Annotated in this window: 15 protein-coding genes; 5 read left to right on the forward strand and 10 right to left on the reverse strand. The window is 69.5% G+C overall.

Features of this window, described 5'->3' with window-relative positions; translation table 11 throughout:
* Positions 1-5: 5 nt before the first annotated feature.
* A complete protein-coding gene (locus ACWD6P_RS25075) occupies positions 6-3,320 on the reverse strand; it encodes an NACHT domain-containing protein (protein WP_451446412.1) in 3,315 nt (1,104 codons plus the stop codon).
* A 346-nt stretch (positions 3,321-3,666) separates the two neighbouring features.
* Between ACWD6P_RS25075 and ACWD6P_RS25080 the strand changes: the two genes are divergently transcribed.
* On the forward strand, positions 3,667-4,320 hold the full coding sequence (locus tag ACWD6P_RS25080) for a TetR/AcrR family transcriptional regulator (RefSeq protein WP_451446413.1): 654 nt from the start codon (positions 3,667-3,669) through the stop codon (positions 4,318-4,320).
* A gap of 34 nt (positions 4,321-4,354) precedes the next feature.
* Here ACWD6P_RS25080 and ACWD6P_RS25085 read toward each other — a convergent pair whose 3' ends face one another.
* On the reverse strand, positions 4,355-5,176 hold the full coding sequence (locus ACWD6P_RS25085) for a VOC family protein (RefSeq protein WP_451446414.1): 822 nt from the start codon (positions 5,174-5,176) through the stop codon (positions 4,355-4,357).
* Positions 5,177-5,286: 110 nt separating this feature from the next.
* Positions 5,287-5,907: an L-threonylcarbamoyladenylate synthase gene (locus ACWD6P_RS25090; protein ID WP_451446415.1), complete on the reverse strand. Its 621-nt coding sequence runs from the start codon at positions 5,905-5,907 to the stop codon at positions 5,287-5,289.
* A 102-nt stretch (positions 5,908-6,009) separates the two neighbouring features.
* On the opposite strand from ACWD6P_RS25090, the gene ACWD6P_RS25095 reads away from it, so the two are divergent.
* Together ACWD6P_RS25095 and ACWD6P_RS25100 are read left to right on the forward strand one after the other, a co-directional pair.
* Positions 6,010-7,587: a glycosyltransferase family 39 protein gene (locus ACWD6P_RS25095; protein ID WP_451446416.1), complete on the forward strand. Its 1,578-nt coding sequence runs from the start codon at positions 6,010-6,012 to the stop codon at positions 7,585-7,587.
* Positions 7,588-7,638: 51 nt separating this feature from the next.
* Positions 7,639-8,340: an alpha/beta fold hydrolase gene (locus ACWD6P_RS25100; RefSeq protein WP_451446417.1), complete on the forward strand. Its 702-nt coding sequence runs from the start codon at positions 7,639-7,641 to the stop codon at positions 8,338-8,340.
* 81 nt (positions 8,341-8,421) lie between these two features.
* Here the strand turns inward: ACWD6P_RS25100 and ACWD6P_RS25105 are convergent, their stop codons facing one another.
* From ACWD6P_RS25105 to ACWD6P_RS25115, 3 genes are read right to left on the reverse strand one after another with little or no spacing between them, the layout of a single operon-like run.
* Positions 8,422-9,129 carry a hypothetical protein gene (locus ACWD6P_RS25105; protein ID WP_451446418.1) on the reverse strand — a complete coding sequence of 236 codons (708 nt, stop codon included), beginning with the start codon at positions 9,127-9,129 and terminating at the stop codon, positions 8,422-8,424.
* A 16-nt stretch (positions 9,130-9,145) separates the two neighbouring features.
* Positions 9,146-10,270, reverse strand: a complete 1,125-nt coding sequence (locus tag ACWD6P_RS25110; RefSeq protein ID WP_451446419.1) for an NAD(P)/FAD-dependent oxidoreductase — start codon at positions 10,268-10,270, stop codon at positions 9,146-9,148.
* Positions 10,267-12,291: a LodA/GoxA family CTQ-dependent oxidase gene (locus ACWD6P_RS25115; protein WP_451446420.1), complete on the reverse strand. Its 2,025-nt coding sequence runs from the start codon at positions 12,289-12,291 to the stop codon at positions 10,267-10,269. Before ACWD6P_RS25115 ends, ACWD6P_RS25110 begins: the two co-directional genes overlap by 4 nt.
* 288 nt (positions 12,292-12,579) lie before the next feature.
* On the opposite strand from ACWD6P_RS25115, the gene ACWD6P_RS25120 reads away from it, so the two are divergent.
* A complete protein-coding gene (locus ACWD6P_RS25120) occupies positions 12,580-14,016 on the forward strand; it encodes an FAD-binding oxidoreductase (RefSeq protein ID WP_451446421.1) in 1,437 nt (478 codons plus the stop codon).
* Between the two features lie 9 nt (positions 14,017-14,025).
* Here ACWD6P_RS25120 and ACWD6P_RS25125 read toward each other — a convergent pair whose 3' ends face one another.
* The 4 genes from ACWD6P_RS25125 to ACWD6P_RS25140 all read right to left on the reverse strand — a co-directional run bounded on the left by ACWD6P_RS25125 (position 14,026) and on the right by ACWD6P_RS25140 (position 19,481).
* Positions 14,026-15,129, reverse strand: a complete 1,104-nt coding sequence (locus tag ACWD6P_RS25125) for an LCP family protein (RefSeq protein WP_451446422.1) — start codon at positions 15,127-15,129, stop codon at positions 14,026-14,028.
* Between the two features lie 16 nt (positions 15,130-15,145).
* Positions 15,146-17,272 (reverse strand): bifunctional polysaccharide deacetylase/glycosyltransferase family 2 protein, encoded by a 2,127-nt coding sequence (locus ACWD6P_RS25130; protein WP_451446423.1) that lies wholly within the window; start codon positions 17,270-17,272, stop codon positions 15,146-15,148.
* 18 nt (positions 17,273-17,290) lie between these two features.
* Positions 17,291-17,524 (reverse strand): hypothetical protein, encoded by a 234-nt coding sequence (locus ACWD6P_RS25135; RefSeq protein WP_451446424.1) that lies wholly within the window; start codon positions 17,522-17,524, stop codon positions 17,291-17,293.
* Between the two features lie 400 nt (positions 17,525-17,924).
* Positions 17,925-19,481 carry a GMC family oxidoreductase gene (locus tag ACWD6P_RS25140; protein WP_451446425.1) on the reverse strand — a complete coding sequence of 519 codons (1,557 nt, stop codon included), beginning with the start codon at positions 19,479-19,481 and terminating at the stop codon, positions 17,925-17,927.
* A gap of 366 nt (positions 19,482-19,847) precedes the next feature.
* On the opposite strand from ACWD6P_RS25140, the gene ACWD6P_RS25145 reads away from it, so the two are divergent.
* On the forward strand, positions 19,848-20,441 hold the full coding sequence (locus ACWD6P_RS25145) for a TetR/AcrR family transcriptional regulator (protein ID WP_451446426.1): 594 nt from the start codon (positions 19,848-19,850) through the stop codon (positions 20,439-20,441).
* The last annotated feature ends 79 nt before the right edge of the window (positions 20,442-20,520 follow it).

A 20,520-nucleotide genomic window follows, 5' to 3' on the forward strand; every position in this document is an offset into this window, starting at 1 on the left:
TGCATTTACCGGCGTCTGAGCCTGCGGCGGTGGCCGGGCCGCATGCGGAGCCCCGTACCTATTGCCTCTGCCTTCGAAGGCGTGCGGGTTCTCTCCGCCATTGCTCCCCAGAACCGGCCGAGTTCACGATTGGTCATGCCCTGCCAACCTGCATTCCGACGACTCCTCGCCAGTGCCTGTTGCTGCCTGCAGAAGGGCTCACGCAGCTCACCGGCTGGGTGTTCGCCCTTCGCGGGGTAGGGACACAGCTCGAACTTGCAGCCGCGAAGGCAGCACGTTCCGGGCTCGGCCCTACCCGGCATGCCGACCGTTCGCTCGGGATGGAGAACCGTCCGGTCCGTCTTCAGGCAGGGCGGCAATTCCGTCCGGCTGGTCCGCTGCAGCCGCTCATCGATCAGGAGCCCGTCCCGTTCCGTAAGGTTGAGCAGCAGGAGGACGTCGGCGAGAAGCTGCTGGGCCCGCGGGTGCAGTGTGCTCCAGCCCCCTGACGGGGGGATCCACAGGTTGTGTTTGCGATAGACGGTCGGATCGGCGGGACTTGAACCGATCTTGAGAGTGGCCCCCGTCTCGTCGATCCAGATGAACCGCTCCGGATGCCCGGTCTGCAGCGCGAGCGCCGCGAGGTCCCCGGCCTCGGCCACGAAGGGGTGCAGGCGCCTTCGTCCCTCGGCCGTCAACTCGTCCGCGGGTCGATCACCGGGAGCCTGTTCGCTGCCGGCCATACTCAGCCAACGCTCCACGGCCTGCAGCGGCTCGGCACCAGCCCGCCTCCCGCCTTCCGCGCCCGCCAGTTCGTCGCCGCTGTCCGGCAGCTCCCACAGACACAACGCGTGGATGAGCGTGAGCTGTGAGTACCAGTAGCGCGCGTGCGTGAGCATGCGTTCCGCCTGCTCGATGAGGAACTCGCGGGTCTCGTTGGAGGTCGCGGGGTGCCGCCTTCGGCGGTTCGCGGCACCCTTGAATCCTTGGGCGAGAGCGATCTCCAGGGAGATGGGGAGATCGGCCTTTCCATTCGCGGCGTCCGGGACCAAATGCTGCAGCCAGAGATCCAACCTTTCCCGGGCCACACTCCTCCGGTCGGTTCCTACAGAACCCACAACCATGGGAACCAGCCAAGCCCTTGTGACGAACTCGCGCCATATTTCGACTGCGGTCCGTTTCCCCGTGTGTTGGCAGGTCTGGGGCTGGGATGCAGCGAAAGTGGACAACTTCTTCTCGCGTTCCAAGTTCTCCTCGTACTTCTGGTCAGCCATGGCCTTCTTGTACTGTTCCCAGGGATCGTAATTGTCAGGGCCCGGCTCCTCCCTCTTGTTCGGCCAAGGGAAAAGCTGCCGCAGCGCATCGAACGCGCTATCTCCTCCCGAGCCGATCTCCTGGGCTATGGCCACTCTGACGGGATAGCCGGTCTCTTTCCAGCTGATCCGCATCAACTCCGTGTAGGCGGGTCTCACGCATTTTTTGGTATCCGCACCCTTGTGTGGTCCGTCCAGACGGCGGGCCGCCTCGCCGAAGCACTGCACGAGCCGCAGTTTCGCTTCGCCGAGTGTTCTCGCGTCGCCGTTCTTGAGGTCCGGCCAGCGCTGCAGGAGCGTCTTGGCAATATCCAGATGAGCCGAATCATCGATCGTGCCGGTATCGATCTCCAGCGCCGCGGCGTACAGATCGAATGCTTTGTCGTCCTGGCGATCCGCAGCAGCCTTGGTGAGCAGGTTGACTGTGGCTCGCTGAGGTTTGTCCGGGTTGCGCCGCGAGCGCATGATCAAGGCAATAAGGAGTTCACGACCCGGGTTGGCCAGCGCTGTTTCAAGGACGGGTTGGGGACCCTGCTGAACGGCGTCGAGAAAACTGGAGCCAAGATAAGCCTGGAGGATGCTGTGCGGAAACCTCACCTTGCGGCTGTATGCCTCAACCAGACCGAGTTGCTCCCCGTGCTCCGCAAACTGCGACAGCGTGGTTCGCCAGCAGGCTTCCGAGGCGCCGCCCTCCGGTAGCCCTCTGACGCGTTCCCTCAATTCATCGAGGATCTTCGGGTAGCGAATCTCTGGATCCCCAGGCCCTTTCTTGTCGACGCGCCATTTGATCAGTTCGTCAAAACTAACCTCCTGGCTATCCTGGAGCAGGCCAATACAGGCCATGGCCGAAATCACCTCTACGGTTCTCTCACGCTGCTCCTTTGGGATATCGAACTGGGCGCGCAGATGGCCGTCGACGAGGGCCTTGACCCAAGTTTTCAGGAGTCTCACCCGGATTCCCGAACGGTCACTGCCCCGGGTATCTATCTGGTCCCGCTCCTTGGCGCTCTCGAAATGTTCCAGGAGCTGGTGCTGTCGAAGCTGACGTGCGATCTGCAGATAGAGAGGCGACTCCGCGACCGCGGCCGTCTCCACGATCCAGTCGAGTCGCCGGTTGTCCGCATCGGGGTCCTGCTGTGCCAGGTAAGTGAGCGCCGCCTCGTCGCTGAGCGGTTCGAGATCGATCACGGCTGCCCGGGTGCCTTGGAGTGCAGCGTGCGGACGCGAGGCGATCACCAGCGGAATCCGCTGCTGCTCGGCCCGTTCGATGGCCCGGCGAATCAAACCGTCGCGTTCCGCCTGCCGCTCGTCGTCGCAGAACGCCTCCTCCAGTCCGTCGGCGAGGATGACGGCCTTGTCGTCCATGCAGAGTTGTCGCCACACACGTTCGGCCTGCGCTCTGGATATAACGCCTGGGTCCACCAGATCGCAGAACCGTTTCTTGGCCAACTCGCTGAAGTTGAGCTCTCTGCTGTCCAGGTCTGCTCTCCGAAGATGGATGGGGACGGGAAGTGCTCCCTTTTCGGCCAGTACCTGCGTCAACTGCACGAGCACCGCCGTCTTTCCACTGCCGACGCCACCCACGAGCACATACGGCCGGCGACTGCGGCGGTCGCGAAGGGCCTGCGCTATTACCGAGCACAGCTCTTCCCGGCCGACCACCTCATCGATTATCGTCCCCGCCGTGGGAACCAAATCGCGCGGGTTCCTCTCGGCGGTCCGACGTACCCGCCGAATTGTCTTGAAATAGCGCAAAGTGAGAAATGTTGCGGCACTCAACGCCAGGGCGAGAAATGGCGTGGTGAAACTGATGAGCGCACCGCATGACCGAGCCCTATCCTTGCAGATGTCCTCGACAAATCCAGGATCGGGGCCGACAATGGCAGAGATGGCCAGTCCTAGCCAGGATAAGAATGCCGCCGCGCCGACGAATGCGAATATCCGAAGGAAGGTTGCGGGCGTCTTCCGCAGGTGCCATCGCCGGGCGAGGGGAACCCGACGTTTCACCTCCCGGCGAATTCGAAACATTCGCGATCTCTGCAGCCAGCAAGTGCTCATGCGGGAAAAGAGTCGTCTGCCGCGTAGCAGGTGTGACTCGTTCGGCGGCCGATACTTCCCCTCAGGGTGCCGGATGATCTGACTCATCGTGGCCTTCCCTCGTTGGCCGAGATCAGGTTGGTGCCAGAAACCAGGCTACGCGGACCGCAGCACGAGTGCACGAACGGACAACACGGTGCGGCCCAACGGCCCTCTTTCACGACCTGGGCCCCGACGCCCTGCCCCCGAGCGCTGCCGGGCTGGGTAGGCGATCCGGTGCTGACCGCCGTCGCGACTCCGCCCAGGGGCTGCCCGCGCACCCGGCTAAGCTGCGGTCATGATCGATGGCACCAAGGGCGAAGGGCTGCGGGAACGCAAGAAGCGGCAGACGCGGCAGCGTATCTCCGAGGTGGCCATCGGCCTGTTCGTGGAGCGGGGCTTCGACCACGTCACCATCGCCGAGGTCGCCGCGGCGGCGGAGGTCTCGGTCAACACCCTCTATAACTACTACGACGCCAAGGAAGATCTCGTCCTGCCGCCGGACCAGGCCTCCCCGCAGCGGCTCGCCGACATCGTGCGCGCCCGGCGGCCGGGCGAGTCCGCCGTGCGGGCCGTGCTCGACCACCTGCGGGACGAACTGCGGCGCCGTGACCGCAAGGTGGGCCTGACCGCGGGCTTCGGCCGCGTCTTCATGATGATGCGAGCCGCCCCCACCCTCACCGCCCGCCTGGAGGAGCTCGGCCGGCAGATGACCGAGGCGCTCGGCACCGTCCTCGCCGAGGAGACCGGGGCCGCTCCGGACGACCAGACGCCGCGCCTGATGGCCAGCCAGATCGGCTGGATCCACTCGCTGGTCTACGGAGAGATCGGCCGGCGCATCATGGCGGGCGAGACTCCCGACGAGATCGCCGGGGCCGTGCTGGAACTCCTCGACCTCGTCGAGGAGATGCTGGGCGAACGCGCGCTCACCTACGCCGTGCGCACGGGCTGACGTCCGCGGCGCGCTGGGGGACACGAGCCGCCGCTCAGGCGTCGCTCATCCGCGGCATCTCGCCGGTCGTCGTGCTCATGTCGATCACCGCGAAGGCGGCGCCCTGCTGGTCGCTGAGCGCGGCGAAGCGGCCGAACGGGCTGTCCATCGGGCCGAAGTACAGCCGGCCGCCGAGCTTCTGGGCCTTGGCGACGGCGTCGTCGCAGTTCGCGACGCCGAAGTAGATCTGGATGTAGGAGGGGACCTCCGGCGGGAACTCCTCGCCCATCTTCATACGGCCCAGCACCGGGTTGCCGGTGCCGCCGAGGCTGAAGACCTTGAAGTCGATGTCCTGGCCCGCGCACTCGTCGCCCGGCTCCATCTTCTGCGCCGAGTACGGGAAGACCTTCTTCAGAAAGGCGTCGGCCTTGTCGGGACCGCGGGTGAAGACCTCGGCCCAGCAGTACGCGCCGGGTTCGGCGGTCTTCTCGAAGCCGGTGTGCTCTCCGGCCTGCCAGACGCCGAAGACGGCACCGCTGGGCTCCTTGGCGAGCGCCATCGAGCCGAAGGGGCCGACCTGCATCGGCTCCATGAGCAGGGTGCCGCCCGCGCCCTTGATCTTCTCGGCGGTCGCGTTCACGTCGTGGGAGGCGAAGTACAGACACCAGGCGGACGGCATGTCGTCGCCGCCCGGCATCGGCGGGACGACCGCGGCCACGGCCTTGCCGCCGGAGTAGGCCTGGGTGTAGTTGCCGAATTCGCTGGCGGCCTCGCCGAAGGTCCAGCCGAGCACCTCGCCGTAGAAGGTCTTGGCGCCTTCGAGGTCCTTGAACATGGCGTCCGCCCAGCACGGCGCGCCTTGCGGGAAATCGTTCATGGTGACTCACTCCTCTCCGACTTCTCACGCTAGGCGCAGGGCGTGCCGACCGCTCGGGGAACGCGGGAGCGAGGGCGTGGGCCTGCCGCGAGCGGGTGCCGTGGGTGCGGCTACTCGAACCGCGCGGTGTCGCCGGCACCCCGGCGTACGATTTCGAGCTCGCCACCGGAGAAGTCGATGACCGTGGTCGGTTCGGTGCCGCAGGGGCCCGAGTCGACCACCGCGTCCACGACATGGTCGAGCCGTTCCTTGATGTCCCAGCCCTGGGTCATCGGCTCGTCCTCGTCGGGCAGCAGCAGGGTGCTGGAGAGCAGCGGCTCGCCGAGCTCGGCCAGCAGGGCCTGCGCGACGACATGGTCGGGGATCCGGACTCCGACGGTCTTCTTCTTCGGATGCAGCAGCTGGCGCGGCACCTCCCGTGTCGCCGGGAGGATGAAGGTGTAGCTGCCCGGCGTTGCGGCCTTGATCGTGCGGAACACGTCGTTGTCGATCTGTACGAACTGCCCCAGCTGCGCGAAGTTCTGGCACACGAGGGTGAAGTGGTGACGGTCGTCGAGGTTGCGGATGGACCGGATGCGGTCGATGCCGTCGCGACTGCCCAGCTGGCATCCCAGCGCGAAACAGGAGTCCGTCGGATAGACGACGAGGCCGCCGGAGCGGATGTTGTCGGCCACGGTGCTGATGGTGCGCCGCTGAGGATTTACCGGGTGCACGTCGAAGTACTTCGCCATTCGCCGAGTCTAGGTGAGCGGACACCGTGGTCCGGGCATCGCCGCAGAGCGCACCCGCGCAGGGCAGGCCTCTCATGTATACATCGACTGTATAGTCCGGGCATGTCTCTTGACCTTGATCACGGACCCGCCGCCGCCCTCGCGCGGAAGGCCGCCCGCTCCCCCACCGGCACACACCGGACCGCGGGCCGGGTGGCCGTCGGGGCGCCCGCGCTGCTGGCACTGGCCCTGGGTCTGTGGGGGCTGTCCCGTCAGGGCGCGATCTGGCGGGACGAGGCCGCGACGTGGGAGGTGGCCCAGCGGTCCATACCGGAGATCTGGCACCTGGCCGGGCAGGTGGATGTCGTCCACTGGCTCTACTACCTGCTGATACATACCGTGTTCGAGGTCTTCGGAGCGAGTCTGGCGGCCCTGCGGCTGCCTTCCGTGCTGGGCCTGATCGTCGCCGTGGCGGCCACCGCGGCGACCGGTCGCCGGCTCGCCGGGCCGCTGGCCGGTCTCTCGGCCGGGCTGGTGCTGGCCCTGCTGCCGGTGATGCAGCGGTACGCGCAGGAGGGACGTTCCTTCGCGCTGGTGACGGCGGGGGTCGCGGTGGCGACCTGGCTCCTGGTGGGCGCGGTGTGCCCGGACGGCGGGAGGGACGCGCGCTCCGGCCGCCCGTGGCGCGCCGCCTGGGCGTGGCGCTGGGGCGCCTACACGGCGGTCATGCTGGTCACCGGACTGCTCAACTGGCTGTCGCTGTTCGCGGTGGCGGCCCACGGCTGGACGGTGCTCATCGCCTGGCGTCGCGGCCAACGCCCGCTAGCGGCACGCTGGTTGACGGCCGTCGTGGTGATAGTGGCGGGCACGCTGCCGCTCATACTCGCCAGCCGTCCGCAGGCGGTGCAGGTGTCGTGGATACAGCCCGCGTCCGCCGCCAGCCTGCTGGGGGTGACCGCGATGCTGGTGGTCGGCGTGGTGTGCGCCCGGGTACCGCGCCGCGCGGGTGCGGAGCTGTCGCCGGTCGCGGTGGGGCTGCCGCTGCTCGCCGTCCCGCAACTCGGGCTGCTGCTGGCCTCCTGGCTCGTCGAGCCGCTCTATGTCGACCGCTATGTGCTCTTCAGCTACACCGGGCTGTCGCTGCTCGTCGGTACCGCCGTCGCCTGGGCGGTACCGGCGTACGGCCGGGCCCGGGGCCGCAACTGGGGGCGGGCGCGCCGCGGGACGCTGCTCGCCGGGGTCGTGGCGGTCGCGTTCGTGGCGCTGCTGCCCCTGGAGCTGGGGCTGCGCGCCCCGACGAGCCGGACGGACGACGTGCGAGTGGCGGCGCAGAGGGTCGCGGCGGTCGCCCGCCCGGGAGACGGCGTCGTGTTCCTGCCCCACCAGCGGCGGGACGCCGCGCTCGTCACGCCCGGCGCGTTCAGCGGACTCGACGACCTCGCGCTGGCGAAGAGCCCGGTCGACTCCGGCACCCTGTACGGGATCGAGGCCGCACCGGAGCGCATACGGGCCGCGATGCTCGCCCACCGGCGCATCGTCGTCGTCAGTGACAGCGACAGTGCGGGCGGCGCCGGCTCCTCCCGGGTTCCGCAGTCGCCCGGCGATCCGGTCAAACGCGCGGTCCTCGCCCGGCACTTCACCGCCGTCAGCTCCGTCGAGACCGGGGGTCGCCGCGTGACGGTGTACGAGCGGAGGCGCTGAGGTCGGGCCCTGGGGCTGCGCGCGGCCAGAACGCTGCGCTAGGTTTTGGCCATGGCTGAATTCGTGCTGGTGGCGGGCGCATGGCTGGGGTCGTGGGCGTGGGACGAGGTGGTGCCGGAGTTGCGTGCGTCCGGGCACGAAACGCACCCTTTGACGCTCTCCGGACTCGCCGACAGACAGAGCGTGCCGGCCGGGCAGCAGACCCATGTGCGGGACATCGTCGCCGAGGTCGAACGCCTCGATCTGCGCGATGTCGTCCTGGTGGGGCACAGCTACGCGGGCATCCCGGTCGGTCAGGCCGCCGAGCGGATCGGCGACCGGCTGGCCCGCGTGGTGTTCGTCGACTCCCCCGTCCCGTCCGACGGTGAGTCGTTTGTCTCCGGCTGGCCGGACGGCCGGGCCGGGGTGGAGGCGGCGCTGGCCGCCAACGAGGACCGCTGGCCACCCCTGACCGCGGCGGACTTCGCAGGCCAGGGCCTTGCCGACGATCAGGTGGCACGGATCGTGCGCGGCGCGACGCCGCACCCCGGCGCCACACTGACCGAGCCGGCCGTGCTGGCGCGCCCGCTCGGCGAGCTCCCGGCGACGTACATCAAGTGCCTGCTCGACGGTCCCGAGCCCACCGACGACGTGACCGAGCTGCTGAAGAGCGAGCGGTGGCGGCTGGTGGAGATGGACACCGGGCACTGGCCGATGTTCTCCCAGCCGCATGAGCTGGCACGGCTCCTGCACCGGGCGGCCGCGGAGTCCTGAGCTCCCGGCAGGCTCCCGCCGGCCCGGGCCGCGACCGTCGTCGCGGAACCGGGCCGGCGGTCGTACCGGCAGGTCAGCGGGTCAGTTGTTGAGGCTGGTGTGGTTCCACCAGCCCTGGCGGCCGACGGTGAAGTCGACCGTCGGGCCGTTCCCGTTGAGCTTGCCCTGGTACTGCTGCCCCTTCTTCAGCGGGCTCTCGATCAGCTTGTCGTGGGCGTCCTGGATCGAGTCGATGACGAGCGTCGGGACCTTCTTCAGCATCGCCGGGTCGATGGGCTTCGAGGGGGAGATGGTGACGGCCTCGTCCCAGTTCGGGCGCTCCGCGAGCTGGTGCGCGAGGTGGACCTCGTCGCCCTCGCCGAACACCAGGTAGGTGAGGTACTCGGGGTAGGGCAGATTGCCCAGCCTGCGGAAGGAGAGGACGTCTTCCTTCTTGCACTCCACCTTGGTCTCGGCCGTCGTCATCTGCTGGAAGTCGCGGCTGCCGTCCGACTTCACCACCACCCGCTCCAGGTGGACGCTGAACTCCTTGCCCTGCTGCAGCTCCGGGAGCTCGAAGTGGTGCGGACAGCGCAGCGAGTAGAAGACCCGCTCGCTCTCGTGCTTGGCCAGGTCGTCCAGGTACATCTTCTTCAGCTCGCCGCCGTCCTTGATGCTGAAGCTGAAGACCGCCTGGTAGTCGTGGCCGGACTGCGGGTTGTACAGCGCCAGGTGGTAGAAGAAGAGCTTCTTCTTGCCCAGCAGCAGGAAGCGGTGGATGTGCTGGTGGCCGGATTCGGTTGGGCTCATGGTGCGTTCTTGCCTTTCATCGGGTGGAGATCGGTTGGGTGTCGCGCCGGCGCCGCGCCCAGAAGGGTCGGTCGGCCCAGCGGGTCTCTTGGGCGTGCACGACACGGTGGCCGTGCTGGTAGGAGGTACGGGCGGTGGTGACCTTCGCCGCGTAGTCGGCCAGCGCCGCCCGGTCGCCGCGGAGCCGGGCGTCCACCGCCTCGCCGGCGCTCAGCCCGGTGTAGAGGGCGGTGACGATGCCCTGCGAGCTGAGCGGGTCGAAGGCGGCCGCCGCGTCTCCGGCGGCCGTCCAGCCGTCGCCGTGCACCCGGTCCAGATGGGCGCTGTGGGCGGCGGCGCGGCGGGGCGGCCGCAGCGTGGCGAGGCCGTGCGGGCGGGCCCGGCGGGAGATGTGCCGGGTGGCCAGCAGCCGTTCGCGGAACCGCTCGGTGCCGCAGGTGGCGCCGGGCAGGTCGGGGTCGGTGAAGTAGGCGACCAGCCGGTGCCGGGAGGGCAGCAGGGCGGTGTACCACCAGCCGTCCTGGTCGGACTCGACCAGGGAACGGCTGTCCTCCCCGGCCTCCGGGGCCGGGTCGAGGGTGAGGTGGCGGGCGGTCAGCCGGTCGCCCGTCCGCCGGCGGGCGCCGGAGCGGACGGCGATCGCGGCGCCCCGCCCGGTGGCGTCCACCATCCAGCGGCAGCGGACCGTACGCTCCCGGTCGCCGCAGCGGTCGCGCAGGGCGAGCCGCCAGGTGCCGTCCGGCTGCCGGCACGGGTGCCGTACGGCGGTGTGCTCGGCGACGTCGGCGCCCGCCGCGCGGGCCGCGGCACGCAGCCGGCGGTCGAAGAGCGGACGGTCGAGGTGCCAGCCGTGGCCGTAGGGGTCGTGGAGGGAGTCCACGGCCTGCAGTTCGGCCGATCCCCAGGCGGACAGGTTGCCGTGGCAGGGCAGGTGTCCGGTGCTGAGGACCGGTCGGTCGACGCCGAGGTCGGCCAGGAGCAGCCGGCCCACGGACACCAGTGCCTCGCCGGCCTTGGGCGGCCCGGTGCCGGCGTCCGCGAGCAGGACCGTACGCCCGGCCCGTACGAGGGCGAGCGCGGCGGCACAGCCGGCCGGGCCCCCGCCTGCGACCACGACGTCGTAGGCGGGCAGGGGGCTCACTGGGCTCCGTGGAAGGGGTCGAGCTTCTCCAGGTACCCGGCGGCGATCGCCGACTCCTTCTGGCCGGTCGCGGCCATGACTTCCTGGACGGCCTGCTGCACGAGATCCGCCTCGACGGATTCGGCCGGGATGCTCCCCATCCAGGTGCCGGCCACGGCGGCCAGTTGGGGCACGCCCGCCTCGGGTACCTGGATGTTGATGAGGTTGGCGTGGTCGGGGGCCTTCTTGTATCCGGGCTCCGACTCCACCTGGATGTACTTGGGGAACTTCCCGTCGCCCACGGTGTATTCGTGCGTCTCGACGATGCCGAACTGGAACCACTTGTCGATCATCTGCCGGCGCTGGTCGTTGAAGGTGGTGCCGGTCAGGCCGCGCAGCCACACCGCCCGGTTCTCGAACGCCTTCTGCCTGGCGCTGTCGTCCTTGCCCTTCGGCTTGGTGTTGACGGTCGTGAAGTCGGACTTCTTGAGCACGTGGTTGGGCATCTGGGCGGGCCAGAACGTCGGCAGATACGGGCTGTAGCGGGGGCCGAGGTTGGCGAGCACCTCATAGCCGGAGCGGCAGCTCGCCGTGTCGCACTGCCAGGGGGCGGCCATCCAGCGGGTGAGGTCGCCCGGTCCCTGCGCGTGCAAGGGGCCGTTCTTGCCCAGCATCTCCTGGAGGTTGAAGACGTCGCCGTAGTCGGGTTCCGTGCTTCCCTGCGCGCGGTGCAGGATGCGGAAGGGCTCGGAGTACATGGTCTTGTGCCGCATCGGCCAGGTGACCTCGCAGCCCGGGTGGAAGGCGTCGGCGGCGCAGTTCTCCAGCGCGCCCCGGTCCAGCAGGCGCGGCCGTTCGGCGATGGGTGCCTTGTCCACGTCCGGGTAACCCTTGCGGGTCGGGCCGGTGGTGAAGTGGCCTTCGGCCCACTGGGCCAGCATGTGGTCCTGGGTGGGCGAGAGCATGATGTGCTGCCGCACGGAGTTGGGCTTGCTGGACATGGCGTCGCCGTAGAGCCACGGCCAGGGCAGCGGGGACATCCCGTCGCGGTCGTAGTCGCGCATGTGGATGTAGACCTGGCGGCGCAGCTCGCGGCTGGACTCGCCCGGGTCGGCGAGCCGGTCGCGCATGGCCGGGTCGCGGAAGTCGTGCGGGCCCTTCCAGCCGAACTGCGTGGCGAAGCCGTGGTTGACCCACTGCAGGTCACTGAAGCGCGTCAGCAGCGGTTCGATGTCGTCGGGGTACGAAGGCTTCGGGACGCGGTCCAGCGTCCGTTCGGTGACGTAGACGTCGTAGAGCAGGTCGTAGAGGGTACGGACGGTCTTGACGCCGGGTGCGTAGTGCGGCGGGGCGACCACGACCCAGGCCGGGGACGCCGTCTTCGCGACGCCGTCGATGGTGACCTCCGCCGTGACCGGGCCGTCGGAGACGTCGTCGTACCAGGTGGCGTTGTTGGCGACGCCGGTGATCGGCTCCTCCTTGTCGGCCCAGGAGGCCGACTTCCCGATTCCGCCGACGACCATCAGACGGCCGTCGCTCTGGGTGGAGATCGAGCCCAGGGAGACCGGCTTCTTCATCACCTTCCCGTCGAACGAGGCGGTCTCGTGCTGGGAGGCGCGGATGGTCTTGCGGCCGGGGTCGTTGACGAGGTCCTTGCGCGCCGCTCCCTTGACCTTGGGGTTGCGCCGACCGCGCTGCTCCGGCTTCAGGTTGACGGCCTCGGGAATGTCGAGCGGGATGTGGAAGTCGTACCAGGCGGGTTTCTTGTTGGCCAGGTGCACCGACCACTTGATCTCGGTCACGTCCGGGTCGTCCAGGGTGAGTTCCCTGACGACCTTCCCCTCCTGGTTGTAGCCGTAGAGCCGGAAGCGGGCGGCCTGCTTGATGATCTTCCCCGAGCCGTCCTTGTAGGAGCCGGGCGGCAGCGGCGGTTGGTCCGGTGACTCCGGGCCGATGAAGGGCGGCTTGTCACTGTTGCCGACCCGGGCGATGCCGATCGCGGGATGAATCTTCACCTGGACTATCTGGTCCTTCGAGCCCATCGAGGAGCCTTTCCTTGGGTGGATGCACATAAATCCCCGAAGGACTCGACCGTAGGTTCGGCCCAATCCGTCCGGCGATTCGAAGGCGTCACAATGGGTGCACGGATTCACTCCTTCGAGTCGGCGTGTCTGTGGATCTGCCCCCAGGAGGCGTACGGAGCGTGAGGGCCTCGGCTGGAGCGGCGGGGGTGATCACACCGTGTTAGCGTGAAGATGTCCGTATCCAACGGACGTGCGCGCACTGGCCTTCACCCGTTTCCTCGAACTTCCCAGAGGGAGATGGTGATCATGGCGCGGGACCGTCTCTTCCACGCGCCCCGGGTCGGCACGCACGCCCGGACGGACGAGAAGACCTCCACCTGGACCGCCGCACGAACGGACGGTGCCCGGGCCGATGTGGACTGGGCCAGCCTCGCCCAGCGGATGCAGGGAGCGCTGCTGCGCCCCGGGGATCCCGGGTTCGACGACGCCAGGAAGCTCTTCAACCCACTCAATGACGACCAGGTGCCGGCCGCGGTCGCACAGTGCGAGTCGACGGCCGATGTCCGCGAGGCAGTGCTGGCGGCCGCACACCGGGTTCCCCTCGCCGCCCGCAGCGGCGGGCACTCCTACGTCGGCTACTCCGCACCGCACGGCGGACTCACCCTCGATCTGCGCCGCATGTCAGCCGTGGACGTCCAGCCGGACGGCACCGCGACCGTCGGCGCCGGCGCCGCACTGCGCGACGTCTACAGCGCACTCGGCCAGGCGAACCGCGCTCTGCCCGCCGGCTCCTGCTTCACCGTCGGCATCGCCGGAGTGACCCTGGGCGGCGGAATCGGCGTACTGCAACGCAAGTTCGGGCTCACCTGCGACCACCTCGTGGCCGCCGAGATGGTCACCGCGGACGGGAGGACGCTGACGGTCTCGGCCTCGCAGACCCCGGACCTGTTCTGGGCCCTGCGCGGTGGCGGCGGGGGCAACTTCGGGGTCGTCACGCAGTTCACCTTCGCGACCGACCCGGCTCCGGCGACGCTGACGGTGTTCTCGCTCGTCTTCCCCTCGGGGAACGTGACCGGGGTGATGACCGCATGGCAGCCGTGGATCACTGCCGCGCCCCGGGAGTTGTGGGCGAACCTCAACATCTCCGGTGGAAAACCGCCGGGCTGCCGGGTGGCCGGCTGCTTCGTCGGTCCGAGAGCTGCCTGCCAGCCCTTGCTGGACGACCTGCTCGCACGCTGCGACCCCGTCGTGCCCATCCGGCGAACGGTCGAGGAGCGCGACTACTTCAAGGCCATGCGCTTCTTCTCGGGCAGCTCCGAACGGGAGAGGTTCGTCGCCTCGTCGCGGATCATCAGCGAGCCCACCAAGAACCCGGGCGCTGTGACCGCCGTGATGACCGGCCGTACGGGCATGTCGCTGATCATCGACTCCCTCGGTGGTGCGGTGGCCGATGTGGGCGCCCAGCAGACCGCCTTCCCGCACCGCAAGGCCTTCGCCACGGCACAGATCTACGCGACCACGACGGCGGCGGCCGAGGCCCAGACGACCCGCAGCGTCGGCGAGGTCGTGGCCGGACTCGGCGCCCAGGGCATGGGCGGCGGTTATGTGAACTACATCGACCCGGCCCTCCCCGACTGGCCGCAGGCCTACTACGGCCCGAACGTCGACCGGCTGCGCTCCATCGCGCGCGACTACGACCCGGACAAGGTGTTCGGCTTCCGGCAGGCCCTCACCCAGGCGTGAGCGGGCCCCTCACCGGGTCGTCCCGTCCTTGAGGCTGACCGGCCGGTCGTCGCCCAGCTCGCTGAAGAGCCGTCCCGCCCGCACCGCGTCCCAGAGCACGGCGCTGCCCTTGGGGGTGGGGATGCCGACGGCGGCCACGGGTACGTTGACCTGCTTGCCGCGCCCGGCCGTGACCCCGCGGAGGGCCTGGAACAGCGAGGTGAGGTCCAGCAGGCCGGTGTTGCGGTCGACGACGAGCGTGTCCAGGCCCGCGTTCACGGCGGGAAAGAGGGCGAACGGGTTGAGCAGGGTGCCCGGTGTCCCGGCCCGGTGGGCGAGGGCGGACAGGAACTTCTGCTGGTTGCGGGTGCGGCCCAGGTCGCCCTGGGCCTCCTGGTGGCGCTGCCGCACGAAGGCGAGCGCCGTCGTGCCGTCCAGCGTCTGACAGCCCTTCCTCAGGTCGGCGCCGGACTTCTCGTCCTTCAGATCCCGGTCGAGGCACATCGGGACGCCGCCGACCGCGTCGACGAGGTTGACGAAGCCCGCGAATCCGACCTCCACGTAGTGGTCGATGGTCAGTCCGGTGTTGTGCTCGATGGTGCGGACCAGCATGCGGGGGCCGCCGAGCGCGAACGCCGCGTTGAGCTTGTTCTTCGCGGGTCCATGGCGCTTGCCGGTCATCGGGCTGGTGTAGGCCGGGACGGTCACCCACGAGTCGCGCGGCAGGCTCACCATCGTGGTGCCGGCCGAGCCGGTGTGCAGCAGGATCATCGAGTCCGTCCGCCGCCCGCCGGCCGATCCGGTGTGCAGGTCCTTCTTCTCCCGGTCGGTGAGGCCGGTGCGGCTGTCGGATCCGACGAGGAGGTAGGTGGTGCCCTTGCCGGTCCGCCCGCGCGCTTCCGGTGCGCCGAGGTCGACACCGCTGTTGAGCTGGCTGTCGGCCCAGGCCAGGGTCCCGGCGGGTACGGCCAGCAGCATGACGAGCAGCGCGATGACCGTCCGCCGCAGTGGCCGCCGTCGGCGGGAGCGGTGGGACCGGCGCCCGGGGGGTGGCGCTCCGGGCTCGCCCGGGGGCGGGGCGCCGCCTGCGTCGGCCAGGTCGCTGCCGGCCCACCGGCCCAGCGGGTCGCTCATTTCTCACTCTCCTCGGTCACTTCGACGACAGGCCGGTCAGGCGCGGCACGGGCTCGTCGAGCAGGTGCTGGTTGGCGGTGCCGGTGCGCTGCATGCGGTGCCACTTGAGCCGGGTCCCGAGCAGGGCGGTGACCACGGACTGGATCACGACGAGGTACAGCAGCTGCCGGTAGAAGAACAGCTGCAGCGGCAACGCCCACAGGGCACTGAGCGGTTCGCGGTCCAGGCGCAGCGCGTACCCGGCGGTGATCAGCTGGACGACGAGGAAGCCGAGCCAGACCGCGATCGCCTGCGCGGTGTCGCCGAAGCACACCCCGTACAGGGCGAAGACGTCGACGACCGGCGCGAACAGCGGCAGGACGATCTGGAACAGGGCGAGATACGTCAGTCCGCGACGGCCGAAGCGACCGGCGGGGCCGAACTCCAGGACGGCGTGGCGGTGCTTCCACATGGACTGCAGGGTGCCGTAGCACCAGCGGTAGCGCTGACGCCACAACTGGCTGAAGGTGCTGGGCACTTCGGTCCAGGCGATGGCCGTCTCCTCGTACACCACCCGCCGGCCCACCCGCCACAGCGCCATCGTGAGGTCGGTGTCCTCGGCGAGGGTGTCGTCGCTGATGCCGCCGATGGCGGTCAGTGCGTCCCGGCGGAAGGCGCCGATGGCGCCGGGCACCGTCGGCATGCACTCCAGCACCTCGAACATCCGCCGGTCCAGGTTGAACCCGAGGACGTACTCGAGGTGTTGCCATCTGCCGAGCAGGCTGCGCCGGTTGCCGACCTTGGTGTTTCCGCTGACCGCGCCGATCGTCGGGTCGGCGAGCGGCTGGATCAGCCGGTGGAGGGCGTCCGGTTCGAAGACCGTATCGGCGTCGATCATGACGATGATGTCGCAACGCGCGTAGCTCAAGCCGGTGCTGAGCGCCCCGGGCTTACCGGAGTTGGGCTGCTGGACCACCGTCACCCGCGGATCGGCGATACCCCGGGCGAGCTCCGCGGTACGGTCCGTCGACCCGTCGTCGATGACGATGATCTGCAGGTCCCGGTGCGTGGAGGCCAGCAGTGAGCGCACCGTGGCCTCGATGCCCGCTTCCTCGTTGTGCGCGGGGACCAGCACCGTCACCGGCTCGGTCACCTCGCGCAGCCAGGGCGCGCCGGACCGGTGTCTGCGCCGGCGTCGTACGTGCACCCGGGCGAGGAAGGCGAGCAGCACCAGCCGGAGCACGCCGAGCCCGCCGGCGATCCCCAGCGCCCAGGTCATCGAGCGCGCGAAGGCGTGCCCGATGGACTGCGTCCAGATCAGCGCCTTGCCCTGGGCGTGCTCGGGCAGCGAGGCCGCGGTGGTGAGCGAGGGCCGGCCGAGCCCGCGGGTGACGGTGGTGAACCGTCCCACGTCCGGGTCGGCCAGCAGGTTCTTCGCCTCCTGGTACCCGAGGGCGGTGTGGCTGAACTGCCGTACCACGCCCTGCGGAGGCTTCCGGGAACGGTGCGTGGCGGCGACGAGGAGGTACCCCTGCGCGGAGGCGCGTCGCGCCGCGGTCCATTCCGCACCGCACATGGTGTCGGCGGTGGTGGTGTGCGGCAGCCGCAGCAGCCGGGTGTTGACGTCCGCGGCTCCCGCCAGGGCGGTCTGGGTGAGCGAGAGTTCCAGCTGGGCGCGGAGCGGCGAGGCGCTGCCCAGGTCGCCGCCGGTGTAGGTGTACGAGCCGATCTCGTGACCCTCGTCGCGGATGCGGCGCACCAGTTCGGGATGGCGGGCCGCCTGGGTTCCGTAGAGGAAGAACGTCGCGTGCGCGTGCTGGGTGCGCAGCAGGTCGAGCAGCCGGGGTGTCCACACCGGGTCGGGTCCGCCGTCGAAGGTGAGCGCGGCGGTCCGGTGCGGCATCTGCGCGGTCTCGGCGCCGCCGGGGGTGACCCGCAGTACGGGGGCCCCGTTGTCGGCGGACTTCGGTATGGGGCTGGTACACGCGTGCCGCGTCCGGGCGCCGTCGACCTCGTGGGTGGTCCAGCCTTCGAAGAGCAGTGAGGTGGCGACGATGGGAAGGATCAGCAGCAGGAGTATCCAGTGCCAGCGTGGGGGGTGGCGCAGCGCGTGCCGCGCCTGCCCTGACAACGCCACAACGGGCCCTTTCTGTCGAGGGGACATGCCACGTGCGAGGGGTTCTCACGGAGCAGGTCTGGTGTCGACGGGGGGCCGGGGCGTGTGGTGCCCGACGGGTACGGCCGGTCCGGAGGTGTGGTCGGGCGACGCCGAGGGATGGGCGCCGGCCGGAACACCGGGCTCATGGCGAGCGGTGTGCCGCGGGAGCGGATCGGCCTTTCCCGGCGCGGGCTTTGCGTCCGGTTGCTGGAGGCCGCCGAACACGACGGCGAGGATCACGAGATATCCGGTGCACATGCACCCTACGGTCAACGCCGCGTGTCCCAGTAAACGTCGACGCCTGCCTGACGTGTCGACAAATACGGGACGATTGCGTTGCTTACGGGTGCGAATGCTGTGGGGGGTAGCGGTTCGCATGGGCCGTGAGTGTAACCAGATACCGCGAAGGAGAATAGGAAAGATCAGGCACACGAAGCCCTTATCGCACTCCCGCCGACGGATTCGTACTGTGAAGTAACTCACGGCGTCCGGCGGCGGAAGCGGATAATTGAATCTCTTACCGCACAGCTGCGTACGTTTCTTGCCGTAATGAATTGAGCAAGGGCACTCAAGGTATTTCCGCCCCACTTAGGGCGATTTCGCCGACGGCACGTCAAACTCCGTTGCACCGCCGGACAGTCGGTCCCCGCCGTACGGATCAGGCCGGTGCCGGCAGCTCGCGCATCAGGTCGGCCGCCTTCTCGGCGATCATGATGGTGGGCGCGTTGGTGTTGCCCCGCACCACGGTGGGCATCACGGAGGCGTCCACCACCCGCAGCCCGCTCACCCCGTGCACCCTGAGCCGGGAGTCGACGACCGGGCCGATGGCACAGGTCCCCGCCGGGTGGTACAGGGTCTGCAGCTCGCACCGTGCGAAGTCCAGCAGGCCGGCGTCCGTCAGGGATTCGGGGACGCGGAAGTCCGCCCTGCGGTGCTTGCGCAGGCTCGGCCGGTCGGCGATGTCCAGCAGCATCCGCAGCGCCCGCACCATCGTGGTGCGGTCCTCCTCGGTGGCCAGATAGTTGTGCAGGATGTGCGGTTGGGCGCTGGGCATGGTGGACCGCAGGGAGACCTTGCCCCGGCTGGTGGGGGTGAGCAGGGCCGCGCCGACCATGAAGGCGTGGTCGAAGACGGGGCCGATGCCCTCCTCGTGGAACATCACGGGGGTGGCGTGCACCTGGATGTCGGGGGCATCGAGGCCCTCGCGGCTCCGGTGGAACCCCCCGGCCTCCCCCACGTTGGAGGTGAGCGGGCCGCGGGCCTCGTCCTGCAGCAGGCGCATGTTGTCCGGTGACTCGGCGGTCAGCAGGGTTTCGGTGTCGGTCAGGTAGGAGAGGCCGACGTGCGGGTGGTCCTGCAGGTTCTCCCCCACCGGGAGGTCCACCCGGGGCGTGATGCCGCGGGCCGCCAGTTCGTCCGCCACGCCGATGCCCGACAGCATGAGCAGCTGCGGGGAGTTGTACGCACCGGCCGAGAGCACCACTTCCCGTCCGGCGCGCAGCCGGCGCAGCTCGCCGCCCCGCTCCAGCTCCACACCGGCCGCGCGAGCGCCCTCGAACAGGACGCGGGTGCACTGGGCCCCGGTGAGCACCTCCAGATTCGGCCTCTCCAGGGCCGGCCGCAGGTAGGCGTCCGCGGTGCTGCAGCGCATGCCGTCGCGCTGCGTGAGGTGGTAGTAGCCGACGCCGTCCTGTTCGGGACCGTTGAAGTCGGGGGTGTAGGGGTGGCCGGCCTCCTGAGCTGCCGCCACATAGGCGGCCATCAGGGGGTTCCGAGAGCGGCCCTCGCTGACCGTGAGCGGTCCGCCGGTCCCGTGCCAGGGCGATCTGCGCCCCTGGAAGTCCTCGGCGCGCAGGAAGTAGGGCAGAACGTCGTCCCAGCTCCACTCCTCGGCGCCGGCGGCGGCCCAGGCGTCGTAGTCGTGCCGGTTGCCGCGGATGTAGACCATCGCGTTCATCGACGAGGAGCCGCCCAGCATCCGGCCCCGCGGCAGAAAGCGACGGCGTCCGTCGAGTCCCGGTTCGCACTCGCTCAGATAGCGCCAGTCGTACTTCGTCTGGAACAGCTTGCCCATCGCCGCCGGAATATGGATTTCCGGGGCATCGTCCACCGGTCCCGCCTCGACGAGCAGAACGCGGACGTCGTCGTCCTCAGTGAGCCGGGACGCCAGCACACAGCCGGCCGAACCGGCCCCCACGATGATGTAGTCGTACACCCGTCCCCCTCATCCAGCCTGCTTGCGGACCTCTCCACCCAAGCCGTATCGGCGGGTCCGCTCACACCGGGAAACCGGCCATTTGTCCGTGCCATCGCGCCTGTCGCCGGGGGTGCGGCTGCCGGGCACACCGGTCACGGCGAGCGGAATCAGCCGCGCCGAATTCCGTGCGGTCCGTACCGCGGCGGATTTGCGTCTGCAGTCCCCTCGCCGCGCAACCGAACGCCGGTGACCTGATTTCGACAGCGCGGTCCGGCACACCGTCCGGCCCCGGCGGGAAAGGGCGAAAACGTCAGCACAGCGAATAAACAAGTGCAACGGATGCACTTTCGGATCAGGTCAACCGCAGGGGGTAGGGTGGACCGCATGACCGAGACGGCGGGGCGCCGCGAGCGCAAGAAGGCCCGGACGCGCCAGGCCCTGGCGGACGCCGCGCTGCGGCTCTTCCTGGAGCACGGCTACGACAGCGTCGGCGTCCGGGACGTGGCGGAGGCGGCGGATGTCTCGGTGACCACGCTGTTCAAGCACTTCCCCAGCAAGGAAGCGCTCGTCTTCGACGAGGACGAGGACCACGAGGCCGCCCTGATCGCCGCCGTACGCGACCGGGCCCCGGGCCAGTCCGTCCTGACCGCGCTGCGCGACCACGTGGCGCGAACCCGGCTGTCCGTCCCCGGCGACGACCCGGACTTCCGCGCCTTGCGGCAACTGGTGGAGTCGACCCCCGCACTGCAGGACCACATGCACCGCATGTGGCTGCGGCACGAGACGGCCCTGGCCGCCGCCATCGCCGAGGAGACGGGAGCCCCCGCGGGCGACATCGGCGCGGCCGCCCTGGCCCACTTCGTCATGGAGAGCCCGCGCCTCGTCCGCGGGCACGACGACCCGGGACGCGCCCTGCACGAGGTGTTCGCCCGGCTGGAACACGGCTGGGGGGACGGGCGGGAGAACGGCTCGCCCTGAGGGGACCGCGGCGCGGCAGGACCCCGCCGTTCGGGCCGGTGCCGGTTGCCCGCAGCCTTGTTGAGCCGGTTCGCCGGGC

It is taken from the genome of Streptomyces sp. NPDC002446, from assembly GCF_053595675.1.